This window comes from Vibrio sp. 1CM24A, assembly GCF_023161725.1.
In the GTDB taxonomy this organism is placed as follows: Bacteria; Pseudomonadota; Gammaproteobacteria; order Enterobacterales; family Vibrionaceae; genus Vibrio; species Vibrio coralliirubri.
The window spans coordinates 71,732-87,537 of sequence record NZ_JALNTS010000010.1; the positions used below are offsets into that span (position 1 = coordinate 71,732).

Below are 15,806 nucleotides of genomic sequence, written 5' to 3' on the forward strand. Positions count from 1 at the left end.
ATGATATAAATAATCAAAAGCCGAAAGTGTCTACTTTCGGCTTTTTCTCGTTTCGAACTTGGTTATCTAAGGAGGGCTATTGGTCTATTTGGCTATGTTGAAGCGCATTTAAAGACTAATTATCCAGTTAGAGGATAAAGTTCTGTACAAATGGTTCTTGTGAATTTATATTCAAATTTAATTTATATTTATTCTTTTATTTTAGGGTTAAGGTGTACCTATGGAACAGACAGATATCACGTCACTCATCCCCATTGTGATTACTTTGGTGTTGTCGTTGGCGACAAGGAATGTGGTGATCGGCCTTTTTGCTGGCGTGCTGAGTGGCGTTGCGATGCTGACTGGCATGTTTAGTGAACTTAACCCACTTGATACGTTTGGCACCATGGTTAAAGGTTATCTAGTCCCTCAACTTACCGACAGCTACAACGCAGGTGTGATCATGCTGTTGGTGTTCATCGGTGGCTTTGTTGCTCTGATGGAGAAATCAGGCGGTGGCGTTGCATTTGCCAAGCGTGTTACTCAATGGGTAAGCAATAAATGCCAAGCTCAATTGTCAGCATGGTTGGGTGGAATCGTTATATTTTTCTCAGACTTAGGCACCCCTTTAATTGTTGGCCCTGTTTTTCGTCCTCTTTTCGATAAACTGAAACTTTCTAGACAGAAGCTAGCATTCATCATTGATTCAACCTCGTCGCCAGTTGCCATCCTTATTCCTTTCATTGGGTGGGGAGTTTACATCATGAGCCTGATCCAAAAAGAGTTTACGGCGTTGAATGTCAATATGTCAGATTGGGATGCGTTCATCGGTGCGATTCCTTTTCAGTTCTACGCATTCCTCGCGATTTTCATCGTTCCGCTCGTGTCCGTTAAAGGTTTAGATTTTGGGCCAATGGCAAAAGCTGAGCGTGATTGCCAGGCGGGAATTAACTCTGGCGTGAATAACGAATCACTAAATCCGTTCTCGCATAAAAATGCAAAGGCATCTTTTGTCTGGGCACCATTGTTAGTGATGCTGGTGGTGTTGTGTGCCATGTTGGTTCCACAAGGTTTCCCATTCCAAAAGGTCGCAGGCTCATCGTTCAGAGCTGCATTATCATCGGCTTACTTCTTTGCGGCGATTACCTTAATCTCGCTAATGGGTTACTACGGTGTAAGAAAGCTTTCAGACGGTGTTTCAGTGTATTTAAAAGGTATGGGAAACATGATGCCAGTCGCGATCATCTTGGTATTGGCTTGGGCATTAAGCACCGTTGGTAAAGAGTTGGGTGCAGCGGCTTATATTGCTGAGCAAGCACAGAGTGGCTTTCCATATTGGTTAGTGCCTGCGGTCGCTTTCTTGCTGTCTGCCATTATCTCATTCGCTACGGGCTCATCGTGGGGAACCTTCGCGATAATGATGCCATTGGTTATCCCAACCGCGATTGCGATAGATGCTCCGCTTCTCGTCGCAATTGGTGCCGTGTTATCGGGTGGCTTGTTTGGTGATCACTGCTCACCGATCTCTGAAACTACGATTCTTTCTTCAACAGGGGCGGGGTGTGATCAGTTTGAACACTTTAAGACGCAGCTCCCTTACGCATTAATGAACGGTTCTATTGCTTTGGTTAGTTTTGTAGTCGCAGGCTTTACTGGAAGTGCATTGGTTGTGTTGGGCGCTCTTGTTGTTCAGCTTATTCTTGTAACTCTGTTAGCCAAGCGCGACGCGAGTAAAAACGCTTCTTCAGAAGTTCAATCTCAAGTGCCTGAATCTAAACCACAACAAGCGTAATTTAATATGTCCAAGTAGAGACGAGATTTAATGGACAGATACGGGATGCGAGTAAACGAGTAACGAAAAGCTCGCTCCCTATCGTTCGTCATTTTATACCTCATATTTCCTTAATCTATCTGTCATTCCCTACAGTGAGGAACGAACGCGATAGGGAATCTCTGGCGTTTGTCGTCGGTATTTATGTCTAAGAAGAGATTCCAGATATCTCGTCCCTCGATTCTGGAATGACGACTGAGTGAGTAGATACGGGATACGAGTAAACGGGTAACGAAGAGCTCGCCCTCTGTTGCCTACGTTTGCTATTAAGGGGGCGCTTACTCAAATCCAAAAACTCCTTTCACATCCCGAATCTCGTTACCCGCATCTTTTTCATATGCATATCACTGACTTCAATCTAAACACGCTCTTCGTATCCCGAATCTTGTTTACTCGTACCTAAACACACCACCGTCATTCCCTACAGTGAGGAACGAACGTGATAGGGAATCTCTGGCGTTTACGGTTGGTATTTATGTCTAAGGGCAGATTCCAGATATCTCGTTCCTCGATTCTGGAATGACGACCTAATGAGTCGATACGTGACAGGGAATTTGTTTACTTATAGTTTCTGTGAATTGATTTGTGTCGTTATGAAACTAATTTTCCATAGGATCATTTACACAATCTTAGTTTTCGATAACTGGATTACCTAGTTGTACGGTTTATAGATTAAAATTTTCTGATAACTTTTATCGCTTTTTTTTAATCAACCACTTTAATAAGGTAAATTCGCAATGTCGACCAAACTAGCTAACCCAGCGCCACTAGGCTTAATGGGTTTCGGTATGACCACTATTCTTCTTAATATCCACAACGCAGGTTTCTTTCCAATCGATTCAATGATTCTTGCTATGGGTATTTTTTACGGTGGTTTGAGCCAAGTTATCGTGGGCACAATGTGTTTCAAACGTGGTGACACGTTCGGTACAACTGCGTTTACTTCTTACGGCCTATTCTGGTTGTCTTTGGTTGGTTTAATCGTGATGCCTTACATGGGCCTACCTGCAAGCCCTGCAGCATTCATGGGTTGGTACCTACTACTATGGGGCATCTTCACAGGCTTCATGTTCATCGGCTCTCTATGCTACCCAGTGGCGAAGCAAGTAGTATTCGGTTCACTCACTATCTTGTTCTTCCTACTTGCAGCTCGTGATTTCACTGGCAGCGAACTAATCGGCACTATCGCTGGTTTTGAAGGTATCTTCTGTGGCGCTTCAGCTATTTACTTTGCAATGGCACAAGTAATCAACAACGAATACGGCCGCACAGTACTGCCTATCGGTGAGAAGAAAGCACCTCAAATGGCAACACAAGAAATCGCTGCTTAATACTCTAACTCGGGAACAGTTAGTTTGTTATAAGCCATTTATTGGTTATGAATAAAACAAAAGGGGTTAGCCTAAATGGCTAACCCCTTTTTTATGCGTTATTAATAGCGCTATTTTTTTTAAGCGATCTATTTGTTAAAGCGATCTATTTGCTAAGGAAAGCTTAAGCTGAAGGTTGCTCTACAGGTTTAGTGTCTGCAGCTTCTGCTTCAGGAGACTTGCCTGTTTTACGCTTGTACTTCTCTTCCCAGTAAGTTGCACCTTTAATGCCTAGTTTTACAGGGTTGAATGTGTACTCTGTCACACCTTGTTTCTGCTGTTCTTCGTAGTCTGCTAGAGCTTTAAGCGCAGGCTTAGACATGAAGAAGATGATCAGAATACCAACGATGTTTAACCATGCCATCAAGCCAACACCAACATCACCCATTGCCCATGCAAGGTTCGCAGTTTTAACTGTGCCATAGAAAACCGCAGTGATAAGAACAAGCTTAAGTACGAACATCATGCCAGGGATCTTGATGGTACGACGTAGGTAAGCAATATTCGTTTCTGCGATGTAGTAGTAAGCAAGAATCGTTGTAAATGCGAAGAAGAACAGAGCAAATGCGATGAATGGCTTACCAATGCCTGGTAGTGCACTTTCAATAGCAAGCTGTGTAAATACAGGACCATTCGCACCGATGTTTGCTGCTAGGTTCTGAACAAGGAACACACCTTCAGCGCCGCCATGAACGTTGTAAGCACCAGTGATGATGATCATGAACGCTGTAGCAGAACATACTAGAAGAGTATCGATGTAGATAGAGAATGCTTGTACCAAACCTTGCTGAGCTGGGTGATCAACACTTGCAGCCGCTGCCGCGTGAGGACCAGTACCTTGACCCGCTTCGTTTGAGTAAACACCACGCTTAACACCCCAACCAATTGCAGCACCGAAGCCTGCCATAGGTGTGAATGCATCACCAACAATCATTGCGAAAACAGTTGGCACTTGGCTGATGTTTAGCAGAATGATAACGAACGCGATGATGATGTAAGCCAATGCCATGAAAGGAACAACGATCTGTGTGAAGTTCGCAATACGTTTGACACCACCAAAGATGATGAAAGCAAGGATGATAGCAACAACAGTACCGGTGAAAATTTTAGCGAAACTGAATGTACCGACAGCTGTTTCAATCATGTCACCTGAGCCAAATGCAGCTTCTACAGCATTACCGATACTGTTTGACTGAACACCTGGAAGCAAAATACCACATGCAAAAATAGTCGCGATAGCGAAGATCCATGCGTACCACTTCTGACCCATTGCTTTTTCAATGTAGTAAGCCGGACCACCACGGAACTGGCCTTCATCTTCTTCTTTGTAGATTTGCGCTAGCGTAGATTCTGCGTAAGCAGTCGCGGCACCAAAGAAGGCTACAACCCACATCCAGAATACTGCACCTGGGCCACCGAAACCGATAGCGGCAGCAACACCAGCAATGTTACCTGTACCGACACGGCCAGATAGCGAAACGGCTAGAGCTTGGAAAGACGAGATGCCTTTTGATGAGCTTTTACCCGATAGTAGCAAGCGCCACATTTCAAAGAAGTGACGGATTTGAACAAATCGAGTCATGATGGAGTAGAACAAACCTGCACCTAAACATAGGTAGATAAGTACTGGACTCCAGATTATTCCATTCAAAAAATCAACGAATGACTGCATGAGTATTTTCCCTGTTAGTTTTGCTTATGATTGTTTTTCGAACAACACAATACTTCACTTGTAACCTGAGTGTTAAATTATTTAACTGCGCATTAGGATTACTGTGACATAAAGCAAGTTATAGAGGGTGTTTGTTAATGCTTAGTGCTAATTCGATAATCGTTCTATTTAATCGCCTATGCAACTGGTTGTGTCTTTTTGTGTTTTGCAAAGTGAATAAATAGTGATTAATACAGAAAGGGGATCTTGAGGTGCGCATAAGAAACGAAATTGCACAAAACAGCGGTTAAAGCCGCTTAGCATAAACGGCTGATATAGGAATGGTGGGATAAGTAGGTTGGAATATATCACCTGCATCGGGTGAACTAGCAGGTCTAAGGGACTGTGGCTTTTGAAGGTTTGATAATTGAGGCTTTAATATCTACCTAGTGAAAGTGGCTAATTTTATGCCTGTTTCAAACAACCACGAACCCTCGCGCCTGTAATTCTTGAGCGAACTCAGACTGAGTATTTGGCTCGCCGTGAATCAAATGCACCTCTTTCGGTGGCGTCGCGATGCCCTCTATAAATCGGTAGAGATCTTCTTTATCAGCATGGGCAGAATAGCCAGACATGCCATGAATTTGAGCATTAACCTCAACGTCTTTGTTATCAATAGAAACCTGCATTTCGCCTTGTTGCAGCTCTCGTCCGAGCGTCCCGTGCGCTTGATAGCCCGCTAAAATCACATCGGTTCGTTTATCGGGAAGCAAGGCAGATAAGTAGTTCATTATCCTGCCACCCTGACACATCCCAGAAGCTGCGACCACAATCGCGGGTTCACCTGTCGACTTGAGGCGATTCACGATTTTCTTGTGCATTCTATGTCCATCAACGGTAATGCACTGCTCAAAAGCGAGTGGGTGGCGTTTCAGTTCAAGACGCTGCTTTGCTTCTTGTCCCCACAACTCTTTAAAACGTCGGTATGAACGCGTCACTTTTTGAGCCATCGGAGAATCGAGAATAATAGGAATATTGCTACTGAGTTGATGCTCAAAGATCAGGTGTTCGATATCAAACAGCAATTCCTGAGTTCTACCGATACTAAAAGCTGGGATTAGAATAACGCCACCATCGAGCAGTGAACGATCAATAATGGCCTTGAGACGCTCAGATCGCGTAGCAATATCATCATGTGTACTGGTGCCATAAGTGGATTCGATAAACAGATAATCGGCTTGCTGTGGTGACTTGGGATCCGGCAGCAGTGGTGTGTTACTTGGGCCCAAGTCGCCAGAAAACACAACTACTTCTTTGTTGGGTAACTTAATCTCGATATAGGCGGAACCTAAGATGTGCCCGGCAGGTTGAAAGCGAGCATGCAGAGTATTTGGCCTATGATGAACCTTTCCGTTGTTTTGCTGTTTAGACGTGATTGGAAACCATTCCCCGTAAGGCTTGGGAGCAATTAACGAATGAATCTTTTTGAGTATCAGCTTCGATTGTTTATTGCTGAGCCCTTGCAGTTTTAAGCCATCCTCAATCATTAAAGGAGCGAGTTCGGCGGTGGCTTGCGTGCAATAAATCGATTGGTTAAATCCACTGGCGAGTAACCAAGGTAATCGACCAATATGATCAATGTGAGTATGGGTCAGGAGCAGAGCGTTGAGGTGGGACGTTGCAAATTCAACATCAAGAGGGCGTGCATCTTCCCCCTGAAACAAGCCACAATCGATGAGCACCGCTTGGCCTGAATCTCTTAGCTCGTGACAAGATCCTGTGACAGTATGTTTGCCACCATGGTGAATCACTTCCATCGTTTACTCCCATTGCTCTATAAAGCCGATAACGCCGGTTTTTATTTTGCGGATAAGCGCCAGCAAGTAAAACAAGAACAATGAGAGTTGCGATCGTTGAGTGTCTTTTTAAGTAACTGAGCGATGACTCAGTGGTTTCGTTGCGAGTTAGTTCGTAGAAGAGCGGTCTGAATCCAACTCTGGTTTTTGCTGCGCCTCTAAACGAGCCACTTCGGCATCAAGCTCTGCTATTTTCTCTGCCATGAGTGCGTGACAGCGATTAGCCAGCTCTCTTGCATCACTGAGCTTGTATTCGGATACATCGATAGGTTCCAGCATCTCGGTGATCGCAATGCCATTATTGGCACGATTCAAGTCGATCTTATTGTGCGTGGTGCTGGTACACATCGGGGTGATAGGCACGCCTGCTTCAATCGCCATTCGGAAAGCCCCCGTTTTGAATGGCAGTAGTCCACGCCCTTTACTACGGGTCCCTTCAGGGTAAACCCAAACAGACAGATTTCTCTGATGAATCGCTTCCGCCACTTGCTTGATGGTATCGCGTGCTTTGGACTTGTCTTCGCGGTTAATCATGATGTTACCGGTGATCCAATACAGCAGACCAAAGAAAGGCACATACAACAAATCGCGCTTGCCCAATGAAACAGTGCGTGGTCTTAGCATTCCTGGGTCGGTCACAAAGTCTAATATGCTTTGGTGGTTAGAGATGTAGACGCTGTTTTCTGGTGTAGGCGCATTGTCTAGGCCGCGTTGCACCAGTTTTACACCGATGATCTTTTGGAGTTGGTTGAACCAACGACAGAAAACGTACACATGCTTGGGGTTCTTGGGGCTAAACAAGCAGTAAACAAAAGCACATAGAGTGGTGAAAATAATAAACACCGTAGCCAAAATAATACGAAGAACAGCCAGCACAATTCACTCCTTACTCACCGCAAGATCGCAGTGATTAAATAGTTTTAGATGCTTGAAGTTTTCACTCTATTTAACCGAATTGCAACAATTAACTGTGATAGGGGGCTATTTTTAGATCTTTATATAAAACAAGGACTAACAATGGGTGTTTGACACAGTTATCGAGCTTACACGTGTTCACCAGTAATGGCTCATGATCACCAATACTGTTTATTTGGATCCGATTTTTCTACCCATTCCGGATCTTGACGAGATTCTAAGTAGAGTTGTAGGCCGTTATAAGACATGAAAGCTGCAGGGCCGCCGAGGTGCTCGAAATAGTCAAAATACTCATCTTCGAGAGCACAAAGGTGGGCTAAATCTTTAACCTTGTTAGCCAGCGCCCATTGAATGGCAAATACAGGTGCTATTGAGCCTGAAATATTCACCTCTTCGACGTTTGGGTTAAACATTGAATTAGCTTGCTCGAGCAGTATCTCTTCTTGTTCAGACTCTTGTTGCAGCACCTCTTCGACGATCTCCGAGCGCTTGGTATTAGAAACACTCTTGTTCAACTTGGCGATTCGCAGTGCGTAGCTAAATCGGTCTGATGAAACGATGTCGACAAGTTGCGACAACAGCTCTTTGTTTACGCCTGCTGCCTTGGTGAAATAGTCGATACATGAATTGATTGAAGCATAACGAGTACCGTCAAACTCAAAGCCACTGGTTTCGTCGTATACCTCAAGTGGGATGTCATCAACCGACAAAGGCCAGCCTTTATAATCGACGCGTTGCTTGGCGATTTGATACATCTTCCAAGCACTGCGCCCAAACCCACCAAGTGTCGAACCCGAGAAATCAGAATCAATAAGCTCTTGCTCCGTCCAGTTCTCACCGATGCCAAGGTGCTTAGCGTACTTGTCTATCAGAGTGTGTTTTATCTGATCGCGCACAGACCAAATTGAGGTCAGATTCTTTGAATAGTTAATTCTCGCACACTCATTACAAGCCGGCAGTGCTATCGGTGAGTGACCAATCTTGGCAACAGCTTGCGCTGTCTTAGGAAATTCAACAACATCATTGGAAGGTTCACCACAAAACCAACAGGTGTGGCGTAGGTTGAACGGGGTATCTATGTGGGAGTATGTGTTCATTAGTCTAATTCTGCAGGGGGTAAGGTTGGGTTAGCATCAAAATAATTATCCTTGTTCACGTGTCACCTTGCACCTGGTTTGTTTCATTTTCCGTGGAGTTTAATTTTAAGTCGTAGATTACAGGAATCGTTCTATAGATATATATTGATATAAAACAGTGACTAACGATGAATGTTGATGGATGTAGCTGAAGTTACATGTGCCGCTAGTAATCGCTTAAGCTCCCCATTACTATTGAGATAGACTCCTTACCCCAATAGCGCATATGTCCTCATCGATTCCTTTTTACGATAAAAATGCTCACACACTTTGCCAGCAGTACAACTCAGTGACGTTCGAGACGGTGCATAAAAGCTGGCAAGCTTATTGGCCTTTAGAGGGCGATAAAGTATTAGATGTCGGTGCTGGGAGCGGTCGTGATGCGCTATGGATGCACAAAGCCGGAGCTGATGTTATTGCGATAGAACCAAGTGCTTCATTACGCGAACAAGGCTCGAAATATACAGGTCCAAGTGTTACCTGGATTGATGATTCACTTCCCTCGCTTAGCCGCACTGAAAACCTCGGAATGCGTTTTGACTTGGTATTGGTGAGCGCGGTTTGGATGCACTTAGCCCCGTCTCATCGAGAACGAGCATTTAGAAAGTTGTCTAACTTGCTGGCTCCAAATGGCAAGTTGGTGATCACTCTGCGTCATGGGGAGTTTCAAGACAGTCGACAAGGCTATGAAGTCTCGGTTGAAGAGCTAGAGCGTTTATCAAAAAACAGCGCCTTGTTGGTTCGTCATGTTGATGATAGCCAAGATACATTGAACCGCAGTGAAGTGTGGTGGCAAACCGTGGTGATGACACTGCCAGACGATGGCTCCGGTGACTTGAACAAGGTGCGCCACATTATTGTGAATGACAATAAGTCGGCCACATACAAGTTGGCTTTGTTGAGAACATTACTGCGAATTGCGGATGCGCATTCAGGCGCTGTGATTGATCGAACTGATGGGAAAATTTCTCTACCAGTGGGCTTGGTTGCTCTGTATTGGGTTAGGCAGTTTAAGCGACTGATTGATATCGACATAGAAGGGGCTGGGATTCAGCAAAATAGCAACACAACGAAGGGACTTGGGTTTGTAAAAGAGGATGGGTGGAATAAACTCAAACACCTAAGTGCTGATGATCTAGCGATAGGCGCTATGTTTCTCGGCGATGAAGCCAAGGCTCTACAAAAGCTAATTTCACAAACGATTAGTACCATTAAATCAGGACCTGTGACTTTTATTTATCAAGGCTCGAAAGACAACCGACTATTCGATATATACCCACCTCAGAAACGACGGAAGAGCCGAGAATCACTGGTCATTGATAGTGAGTTCTTAGAAAGCTTTGGTTATTTCACTCTCGATGAAAGCCTGTGGGAGTGCTTTAGAATCTACCACTCTTGGATTGAACCGCTGGTGGTGAATCAATGGGTCATGGAGATGCAGCGTTTCGAGTTGAACCGACAGCGAAGTATCTCATTGCAGACGTATCACGACTGCTTGGTATGGATCGATCAAAACCACGATACTCGCGATGTGCGTAAACGTGTCGAGCAACTTAGATCTGATCGTGCCGACATTGTCAGCGTGTGGAGTGGAAAAACATTAAAAAATGAGTATCACGTTGATCATTGTTTGCCTTTCGCTTACTGGCCAAACAACGATAAGTGGAATCTTTTTCCAACTACAAGCAAAGAGAACTTAAGTAAAAGTGACAAAGTTCCTGCGGCTGAAAAGCTACGCTCGTCTAAGTCGCGGATTCTAGAGTGGTGGCAACTCGCTTGGAACGATTCGGCTCATTTTGAACAACAATTCTTTTCAGAAGCCGCGCTTTCGTTACCTAACATCCCAGCGCAGTGTCGAGACTTTGAAGAGGTGTTCGATGCAATGGGCTTGCAGGTACGTGGTGTAAAAAGCCGGCTGTTTATTAGTGAGTGGCACTGATCATTAAGTGGGTTAGTTATCCCAAATAACCCTCAACAAACTAATCATCGAGAACATAATGAAATACATCGGAATTGATGGCTGCAAGGCGGGTTGGGTCGCTTGGATTGTCTCTGACAGTGAGGTTCCTGAGTTTAAGGTGGTAAACACGCTCGATGAGTTGGTTGATGACCTTACGGGAGCAACAACGTTAATCGACATGCCTATTGGCTATAGCGATTCGCTTACTCCAGATAGATTATGCGATAAAGCAGCAAGGCGTTTTCTCACCAGCAAGCGTGGTTCCTCCGTGTTTCCTGTTCCGTGCCGAGAGGCGGTTTATCAAACCGATTACATTGCGGCGTGCAGTGCCAATGTTGAGAAGCTTGATAAGAAGTTTTCTAAACAGACTTGGGGGATTGTGCCCAAGATCCGCGAGCTTGATGAGCTCATTGAAACTCACCCAAGCCTTTCGATCAGGGAATCACATCCTGAGGTGGTGTTTGCAGCTTTGAAAGGCGAACCGCTGACGTTTTCAAAACGAACTCAAGAGGGCAAAGAAGAACGGCTTTCTATTATTCAGCAACTCGCCCCTCAATGGTGTGAAGGCTTGTCGTTGGCCATTTCAAACACTAAACGTAAAGACGTGGCGATAGACGATATCTATGATGCATTTGTATTGATGTTGGTTGCCTATTACGCTCCGCAATTATCGACCTTACCTGAGCTTTCTGATGTTGGTGGAGAAGCGGATGTCGACCAGAACGGACGAGTTCGAGAGATTGTTTATTGGAACAAAACGCGCTAACAAAGCGTGCGCTCAACTTGGCTTAATATGTTACTTTCTAACTTATGTTATTTTCCAACTCTGCTACTTTTCACTCTTACTATTTTTGAGTCTTTGATATGAAACGTTTTATTGTCGGCTTACTGGCCACTGTGCTCAGTGCTGCGAGTTATGCCCAAGTTGCCCCTATATCTCAATGGCAATGCGACATGATGAAAAAGAACAATGTTTTGAGTAGTGGTGCGCCTGTTGGTTGTGAGCGACTATCCAAAGTGGATTTCGACTTCATTAATTTCAAAGGTGAAACGCAACAGGGCAATATGATCGTGCTTGATGTGATTGCACCTGCGGTTGAACAAATCTTTTCAGAGCTTAAACAGCGCAATTTTCCTCTTCATTCTGCTCGCCTAATGCGTGAATTCAGAGGTGACGATAACGCCTCAATGGACGCGAACAACAGCAGTGCGTTTAACGCTCGTCCTATTACCGGCGGAGGAGGTTGGTCGAAACATGCGTATGGTGTAGCGATAGACATCAACCCAGTTCAAAACCCTTTCTTAGAGTTCGATAGCAACGGAAAAATCACGGTAAAGCCTTCACAATCTGCGACAAGCTATGTGAACCGTACTCGCTTTCGTGCCCGAGATGAAATAGAACGCCGCGGCATGGCTGAAGATGTGGTGGAGCTGTTTGCCCATCACGGATTTATGATCTGGGGAGGGGATTGGAATAGTCCAATCGATACTCAGCATTTTGAGGTTGGATCAAGAAAGTTCGTTAACCAACTACTCTCTAAACCACAACCTGAAGCCAAGGTGTTATTTGAGCGCTACGTCGAATCTTATCGACAGTGCTATCTCAAAAATAAAGGTGAGGACGCAGAAAAAGCTCGAGCTATCTGTGCAAAGAAAACAGTCGGGACTTTTTAGTGCTATGTTTATCTAGAACCGTTTGTGTTTTAGCAAGTTAAACTCGCTTCAGGTGTGTTTTGAATCGCTAAGGTCAGCGCTCGTCGTTGGCCTTTTTTGTATTCATTTCTTCAATAGAACACTTAGCATTGAAAAGGTTATTGGGTATCCATTAGTCAATAATCGATAAGCGAATGCAGCGCAAAGTCATCGGTTTGTCATTTAAAAACTCATAGCGTTAACGTTATGTGAGAACCATTGCTGGTGGGGGAACTCTTCGCTGAAACGCCAGTATTATTAGTGAACTGATCACAACGGACCAACTAATGAAAAAGATACCTTTGGCTCTAACTCTTTTAAGCACTCTACTTTTTTCACAATACACTTTGGCTACTGACACTTCACCTACCACTCAAAATCCCACTTACGAACTCGATGGTAAGTCGGTATTCGGTCGCACTGAGAACGTGTACCTATCTAGCGTTCAAGGGCTAAAAGACGTTCCTTTCATTGGTAAAATTGATACCGGTGCGGAAACCACTTCTATGCATGCTGAAGACATTCATGTGAAGAGCTCTAATCCCGACTACCAAAACCTCAAAGACAAAGAGTTGATGGCGGCGTTGACCGAAGACCTGTTGAACAATTCTGATGTTGATTACGATGATTGGGATGGCAGCACCTTTGCGAAATATGAAGCTGTGGTCTCTTTTAAGGTTCAAAACCCACGCACGGGAGATATGGTATTAATCGAAGCGCCTTTAGAGCGTGTCAGCATGATACGCAGCCGCACCAGCAGCACGCCTTTACTTCGTCCTACCGTAAAAATGTCGCTTACCATTGCAGACCAAGAGCTAAAAACAGACGTTAACCTGACCGATAGAAGTCACTTCTCTGCGCCAGTATTGATCGGCAAAACCTTCCTTGCGGACAACGCTCTGGTGTTTGCAGGTTATGACTACTTGCAAGAGCAAGAGAACGCAACGGTGGTGGGCCGTAAAGAGGTAGTGTCTATCTCGGGAATGGCGATGAATGCGACCTTCTCTTTAAAGAACCGCTACAGCATTTTGCATGCAAAAGACATCGACATAGACAAAAAGAACAAAGAAGTGACGTTTGATATGTTCGACAACGACGGCAAGCAAAAAGAGATGACGTTGCCGTTGGTTCGTATGTTAAGCGTGAGCGGTAAGAAGAGACCTTTGGTGTATGTGCCTGTTCAACTCGATGAAAACACTACTAAAGACGTTCTGGTGTACCTACGTGAGCGCTCGAGTAGTGAGTCACAGTTGAGATTTGGAACCAACACCGCCAGCGAACTCTTCATGATTGACACCAGTGCTGAGAATATTTTATCAGAAGGTTCAGAGAACTTTAGTGATGTGGCTGAGTCTGGTGAACCTATGATTATCTCGCCGGAAGAGGACATCACCCTAGATGACTTCCCTCTTAAGGCTGTGGCTTCTTTTACTGTCAATACGCCTTTGTTGAAGGTCGACAGTTTTGAAATGACAGGTAAAGGCAAAGATGCTTCCGTTGAATTTTATCTTACCGATGTAAATGGTGAGAAGCAGAAGGTGACCAAGCCAATTATTAAGAAGCTTAAAGTCGGGGATGATACTCGTCCGGTTGTAAGTGGTGAGTTTGCGGTGTCTGGAAAAGTGCGTACGCAAGAGTTTGCCATCGACGTGCTCAATACAAATGAGAAAGAAGCGTACTTTATTTTAGGTAAGAAGATGGCAAAAGAAGGCGTTTACGTTAATACACGTTCTGATTACCTTCTGAAAGCTGAGCCACTGTTTAAAGTTGGGCACATCGAAGTCGTTGAAGTCAACGGCATGAAGTTCCCGGCCAAGCTCGACACCGGTGCCGATGTAAGTTCAATGAACGCAGTCAACATCAAACGATTTAAGAAAGATGGCCAAGACATGGTGAGCTTTACCTATCAAAACAACCAAGGCGATAAGCAAGATTTCACCAAGCCAGTGATTGATGTAATGCGTATTAAAGCCAAGAAAGGCGAGAAGGTGAACATTCGCCCTGTCGTTGAAATGAAGGTTAAGCTCGGTGACTTAGAGAAAGAGGTAAGGGTAAACCTTCAAGATCGCTCTCGCTTTGAATACAGCATGATCTTAGGCAAGAACTTCCTGAAACATGGTGCGGTAGTGAGTAGTGATGAAGATTACTTGTTAGGTGATATGGAGTAACGCCTAAACTTATCTAAGTTCGTATCAGAATAGATCTAAACAGCCACACATTTCAGTATTGGGATGTGTGGCTTTTTGTTGAGAGTTTGTTTTTTGATATTGATATTGATATTGGTAGATAAGTGTTTGTTATAAAAGATTTTATCTACTAATGCATAAGATTCAGACAAACAAAAAGGGCCAACTCTTTCGAGTTGGCCCTTTCCAAACGTTTGGTGGAGCTGGCGGGAGTTGAACCCGCGTCCAAAAATCATTCATCATTGGTACTACATGCTTAGTCGATCTTTAATTTCACCAGCAACCTGCGAACCGACACGCTAGTTAAAGGCTAACCTGAATTATAATTCGCGCTTTTCCTCTCAGGTGGGAGAAGCCACGCTAGCTAGTTTGGGTTTGATCTCTTATTGGTCCCCGTCTTACGAGCGGAAGCTAGGGTAAGAGAGCTCTGAGCAGGTTATTAAGCTGCTAGTGCGTAGTTTTCGTCGTTTGCGACTATTTTTTTGCGGCTTTTAACGTGGCCAACCGCCCCACGGCATGCACCTCAGACTTCAAAATTCCTGTCGAATCCTAAATCAGCCCCAAGTGTTATTTGCATAGTACCAGAAAAGCTTACCCTGTCTAGCACTGTGCGTTTAAGTGCTTAAAATTAACGCAAATTACTCTTCATAATTCGTGCTTTATCTCTCGCCCAATCTTTTTCTTTCATATCAGTACGTTTATCGTGCAGCTTTTTACCTTTCGCTACGCCAACTTTAATTTTCGCCCAAGAGCGAGACCAGTAAAGTGCGGTTGCGACAAGTGTCATGCCTTCACGGTTAATACGACCGATAAGGTTATCGAGTTCTTTTCTCGACATTAGGAGTTTACGGATACGTGTTGGGTTCGCCACGATATGAGTACTCGCCTGAGTCAGCGGAGTGATCGTCATACCACTGATGAATGCTTCGCCATCTCGGATGTAAACGTAGCTTTCTGCGATATTGGTTTTGCCTTCACGTAGGGATTTTACTTCCCAGCCTTGTAGCTCAAGCCCCGCTTCTATCTCATCATCGATGAAATATTCGTGGCGAGCTTTCTTATTAAGCGCAATGGTATTACTACCGGCTTTTGATTTTGATTTATTCTTTGCCATAATGGCCTCATTATACGGATTGCGCCCTAGTTGGGGAATCCTTTTTATTTGCGCTCTGGCCCAATACAATTAAAATTGCAGTTTGTGTTAATGTAACGCTGTCTTTAACAGGAGTC

11 protein-coding genes and 1 other RNA gene are annotated in these 15,806 nt (G+C 44.4%); 6 read left to right on the top strand and 6 right to left on the bottom strand.

Annotated elements, in window-relative coordinates; translation table 11 throughout:
- The first annotated feature begins 220 nt into the window (after positions 1 to 220).
- Positions 221 to 1,771, top strand: coding sequence for a Na+/H+ antiporter NhaC family protein (locus MSG38_RS20440; protein ID WP_248402483.1), 1,551 nt, complete (start codon positions 221 to 223; stop codon positions 1,769 to 1,771).
- Positions 1,772 to 2,547: 776 nt separating this feature from the next.
- Entirely contained in the window at positions 2,548 to 3,141 is a 594-nt protein-coding gene (locus tag MSG38_RS20445) for a GPR1/FUN34/YaaH family transporter (RefSeq protein ID WP_010440610.1), read from the top strand.
- A 163-nt stretch (positions 3,142 to 3,304) separates the two neighbouring features.
- On the opposite strand, the gene MSG38_RS20450 is transcribed toward MSG38_RS20445, so the two are convergent.
- From MSG38_RS20450 to MSG38_RS20465, 4 genes are all read right to left on the bottom strand, one after another.
- A complete protein-coding gene (locus MSG38_RS20450) occupies positions 3,305 to 4,852 on the bottom strand; it encodes an alanine/glycine:cation symporter family protein (protein WP_017069529.1) in 1,548 nt (515 codons plus the stop codon).
- Between the two features lie 455 nt (positions 4,853 to 5,307).
- Complete coding sequence (locus tag MSG38_RS20455; RefSeq protein ID WP_248402484.1) at positions 5,308 to 6,648, bottom strand: MBL fold metallo-hydrolase; 1,341 nt, start codon at positions 6,646 to 6,648, stop codon at positions 5,308 to 5,310.
- A 147-nt stretch (positions 6,649 to 6,795) separates the two neighbouring features.
- Positions 6,796 to 7,563 (bottom strand): 1-acylglycerol-3-phosphate O-acyltransferase, encoded by a 768-nt coding sequence (locus MSG38_RS20460; RefSeq protein ID WP_248402485.1) that lies wholly within the window; start codon positions 7,561 to 7,563, stop codon positions 6,796 to 6,798.
- A 197-nt stretch (positions 7,564 to 7,760) separates the two neighbouring features.
- Complete coding sequence (locus tag MSG38_RS20465; protein WP_248402486.1) at positions 7,761 to 8,699, bottom strand: hypothetical protein; 939 nt, start codon at positions 8,697 to 8,699, stop codon at positions 7,761 to 7,763.
- Positions 8,700 to 8,964: 265 nt separating this feature from the next.
- On the opposite strand from MSG38_RS20465, the gene MSG38_RS20470 reads away from it, so the two are divergent.
- The 4 genes from MSG38_RS20470 (at position 8,965) to MSG38_RS20485 (ending at position 14,558) form a co-directional block, all read left to right on the top strand.
- Positions 8,965 to 10,677, top strand: a complete 1,713-nt coding sequence (locus MSG38_RS20470; RefSeq protein WP_248402487.1) for a class I SAM-dependent methyltransferase — start codon at positions 8,965 to 8,967, stop codon at positions 10,675 to 10,677.
- Positions 10,678 to 10,735: 58 nt separating this feature from the next.
- On the top strand, positions 10,736 to 11,464 hold the full coding sequence (locus tag MSG38_RS20475) for a DUF429 domain-containing protein (protein WP_248402488.1): 729 nt from the start codon (positions 10,736 to 10,738) through the stop codon (positions 11,462 to 11,464).
- 98 nt (positions 11,465 to 11,562) lie between these two features.
- Positions 11,563 to 12,372, top strand: a complete 810-nt coding sequence (locus MSG38_RS20480) for a M15 family metallopeptidase (protein ID WP_248402489.1) — start codon at positions 11,563 to 11,565, stop codon at positions 12,370 to 12,372.
- 305 nt (positions 12,373 to 12,677) lie between these two features.
- Positions 12,678 to 14,558, top strand: coding sequence for a RimK/LysX family protein (locus MSG38_RS20485; RefSeq protein WP_248402490.1), 1,881 nt, complete (start codon positions 12,678 to 12,680; stop codon positions 14,556 to 14,558).
- A gap of 213 nt (positions 14,559 to 14,771) precedes the next feature.
- On the opposite strand, the gene ssrA is transcribed toward MSG38_RS20485, so the two are convergent.
- Positions 14,772 to 15,138, bottom strand: a transfer-messenger RNA (tmRNA) gene (ssrA, locus tag MSG38_RS20490).
- Between the two features lie 66 nt (positions 15,139 to 15,204).
- A complete protein-coding gene (smpB, locus tag MSG38_RS20495; protein ID WP_004735156.1) occupies positions 15,205 to 15,690 on the bottom strand; it encodes an SsrA-binding protein SmpB in 486 nt (161 codons plus the stop codon).
- Positions 15,691 to 15,806: the final 116 nt, after the last annotated feature.